This is a genomic window from Rhodococcus sp. BS-15, assembly GCF_000813105.1.
GTDB lineage: Bacteria > Actinomycetota > Actinomycetes > Mycobacteriales > Mycobacteriaceae > Rhodococcoides.
Genome location: NZ_BAOX01000429.1, coordinates 1 through 2,904, shown reverse-complemented (window position 1 = coordinate 2,904; position 2,904 = coordinate 1). Strand labels below are relative to the sequence as shown.

Here is a 2,904-nt window from a genome sequence, read left to right as displayed (position 1 = left end):
TCAAGTGAATGTGCAGGCTCGGCCGAACGATGCCCGGCCACCCACCAGCTGCGTGCCCCGGCTGCCGCGTCCTCGGCCACCAGAGCGGCCGCGGTCACCACGAGGCCGTCCAGAATCACCGGGGTTCGCCGATGTGCGGCCTGGGCGAGAAAGCCGGCGAGGGCCGCGATGTCGGCACCGCCCGCGACCCGCAGCAGGTCGGTGGGGTTCTTCGCGACCGGTCGTGCTCGACGCATCGCGTCCCGGATCGCTGCGGTCTTCCTTATCCACCCCGCATCGTCGATTCCAGTGCCGCGGCCGACCGCGGCAACCGGTTCGGTATCGGTCAGGGTGGCGATCAATACCGTTGCAGGAGTGGTGTTTCCGATGCCCATGTCGCCTGCGATGAGAAGATCCGCGCCGGCGTCCACTTCTTCGTCGGCGATGGCGGCTCCGGCAGCAATCGCGGCCCGAACCTCGTCCTCGGTCAGTGCATCCTCGCGGTCGATGGACCCGCTGGACCGTCGAATCTTGAACGCGGACACAGAAGAATCCGTATCGGCGTCGACCGCGATGTCGACAACCCGAACCGCAGCACCGGCGATATCGGCGAGCACGTTGACCGCGGCACCGCCGGCCCGGATGTTCTCGACCATCTGGGCCGTCACCTCTGGAGGGTAAGCAGACACTCCGTGCGCAGCGACGCCGTGATCGCCGGCGAAGACGACAACACGCACTCGTTCGAGAGACCGCGGCGGGCAGGAGTCCTGGCAGGCCGCGATCCACTCACCGAGCGCCTCGAGGCGACCGAGGCTTCCGGCAGGCTTGGTCAATTCCCCTTGCCGGTCCACCGCAGCCGATCGAGCCGAGTCCGACGGAGCGGTCACCGGACGAAACGGCGACGCCGAATCTTCTTTCGAAAGAATTGTCACACTGTGCCTTTCGCGGTGATGAAGTCCGCCGGAGGTTCCTTGAGGGTCAGCGCGAGTCCTGCGACGACCAGCAGAACCCTGTCACACACCGCGGCAAGCCGAGAATTGAGCAATCCCAGCTCGTCTCGGAAGAGGCGACCGGAACGGGATTCGGGTACCACGGACAGGCCGACCTCGGGGCTGACGAGCACGAGGGGGGACGTGCAGTCCGCGACCGCTCCGACCAGGTTGTCGACAGCCGGTGCGATCGTGCCGCGGGGGAGCTCCCAGGCCTGCGCGTCGTCGAGCATTCCCGTCAGCCACGTTCCGAGATCGTCGACGACGGTGGTGCCGTCCCACGGCTGCGTGACGACACCGGCCAGTGACGTGACGGTCTCGACGGTGGACCAGTGTTTCGGTCTCGACGCGCGATGCCGGTCGATACGACGCTGCCAGTCCTCGTCGGTCGCGTCCCGCCTCCCGGTGGCGAGGTAGCGCACCGGCTCGAGAACGGCAAGCGATTCGGCGTGCCCGGACTTGCCCGATCTGGCTCCACCGAGCACGAGGGTTCGTCTCGGTTCGCCCACCGACGTCAGACGGCCTCGCCGGCGCTGACTCGCGGCTTCGGTGCGCGCATCTTGCGGATCTGGGACGCGCGGACGAAGGCGTACCAGCCGATCTTGAAACCGCCGTCGGTGGTCTCGGGGAACCGCACCCGGATCTTGTTGTTGATCATCTTGCCGAGGTAGATGCCCTCACCGACCATGAAGAGCATCATCACGAACATGCCGAGGGTGACGTACTGCTGCACCTGAGGCTGCAGGAACAACGCGAAGATCAGGATCAACGCGAGCGGCATGAACAGGCCCACGAGGTTGCGTCGCGCGTCGACGATGTCGCGCACGTATGCGCGCACCGGACCCTTGTCGCGGGGGAGCAGATACTTGTCGTCGCCCGCGAGCATGCGTGCGCGTCGTTCGGCTGCGGCGGCGCGTCGCTCGTTGGAGGCCGCCTTGCGATCTTCCTTGCTGCCCTTGTTCGCCTTGCGACGCTCGCGTGCCTCTTTGCTCGTAAGGGGAGCAGGAGCGACAGGTCCGCGACGCCGCGCCTCGGCATCACGGCGCTTGGGGGTCGGCCGGCCCTTGCCGAGAGACACCGAAGAGGTCGCGTCGCTCCCGGCCGTCGTCGACTCGGATTCGTTCGAGTCGTTTCCGTCCGAATTGTCAGAGTTTCCACGGCGTAGCAGCTTCACGCACTCAGAGTATGGGATGGCTCGTCGGTATCGAACACCGGCCAGGTCAGCGGGGAAACACCGGATGCCGTTCCGGCGCGGCCGCCCTAGACTTCCGACGATGCGAGTGATGATTGCGCCGGATTCGTTCGGAGACACCCTGACGGCCGCGGCCGCGGCAGATGCCATCGCCAGGGGATGGGCCTCGGTTCGTGAGACCGACGAACTCGAACTCGCGCCCCAATCCGACGGCGGCCCCGGCTTCGTCGAGGTCTTGGCCTCGCGCATCGGCACCGTGCAGTTCGCGGACGTGGACGGGCCCCACGGCAACCCGGTACGTGCCCAGTGGCTGCTCGACGGTACGGCGGCGTACATCGAATCGGCTCAGGCCTGCGGACTGCATCTGCTCGACGGGCCGCCCACCCCACTCTCCGCACTGAAGGCGAGCAGCTACGGCGTCGGTCAGCTGCTGGGCGCCGCCCTCGACGCCGGGGCCCGAACGGTGTTCGTCGGACTCGGCGGAAGTAGCTGCAGCGACGGCGGGCGCGCGATGATTCGTGCGCTGGGCGGTCTCGGATCGGCAGTCGCGCGGTTGTCGGACATCGACCTCGTCGCCGCGTCGGACGTGGAGAACCCGCTGCTGGGCGACGTCGGTGCGGCCCGAGTGTTCGGCCCACAGAAGGGTGCCGACGAAGACACGGTCGCTCGGCTCGAGGAATCGAACAGCGATTGGGCCGCAGTGCTCTCCGCCGCCGGCCATGACGTGGCAGATCGACCCGGCGA

4 protein-coding genes are annotated in these 2,904 nt (G+C 67.4%); 1 reads left to right on the top strand and 3 read right to left on the bottom strand.

Going from position 1 to position 2,904, the window contains the following annotated elements:
- The 3 genes from cobT to RHBS_RS26270 all read right to left on the bottom strand — a co-directional run.
- Positions 1-911, bottom strand: a 911-nt coding sequence (gene cobT / locus RHBS_RS26280; protein ID WP_128646837.1) for a nicotinate-nucleotide--dimethylbenzimidazole phosphoribosyltransferase, incomplete at its 3' end; no start/stop codon positions are given.
- Positions 908-1,477 (bottom strand): bifunctional adenosylcobinamide kinase/adenosylcobinamide-phosphate guanylyltransferase, encoded by a 570-nt coding sequence (cobU, locus tag RHBS_RS26275; protein WP_121869584.1) that lies wholly within the window; start codon positions 1,475-1,477, stop codon positions 908-910. The genes cobT and cobU, both read right to left, overlap by 4 nt.
- A gap of 5 nt (positions 1,478-1,482) precedes the next feature.
- A complete protein-coding gene (locus tag RHBS_RS26270; RefSeq protein ID WP_032394419.1) occupies positions 1,483-2,142 on the bottom strand; it encodes a DUF3043 domain-containing protein in 660 nt (219 codons plus the stop codon).
- A 100-nt stretch (positions 2,143-2,242) separates the two neighbouring features.
- Here RHBS_RS26270 and RHBS_RS26265 point away from each other — a divergent pair.
- A partial coding sequence (locus RHBS_RS26265) for a glycerate kinase (RefSeq protein ID WP_237669763.1) occupies positions 2,243-2,904 on the top strand: 662 nt, incomplete at its 3' end.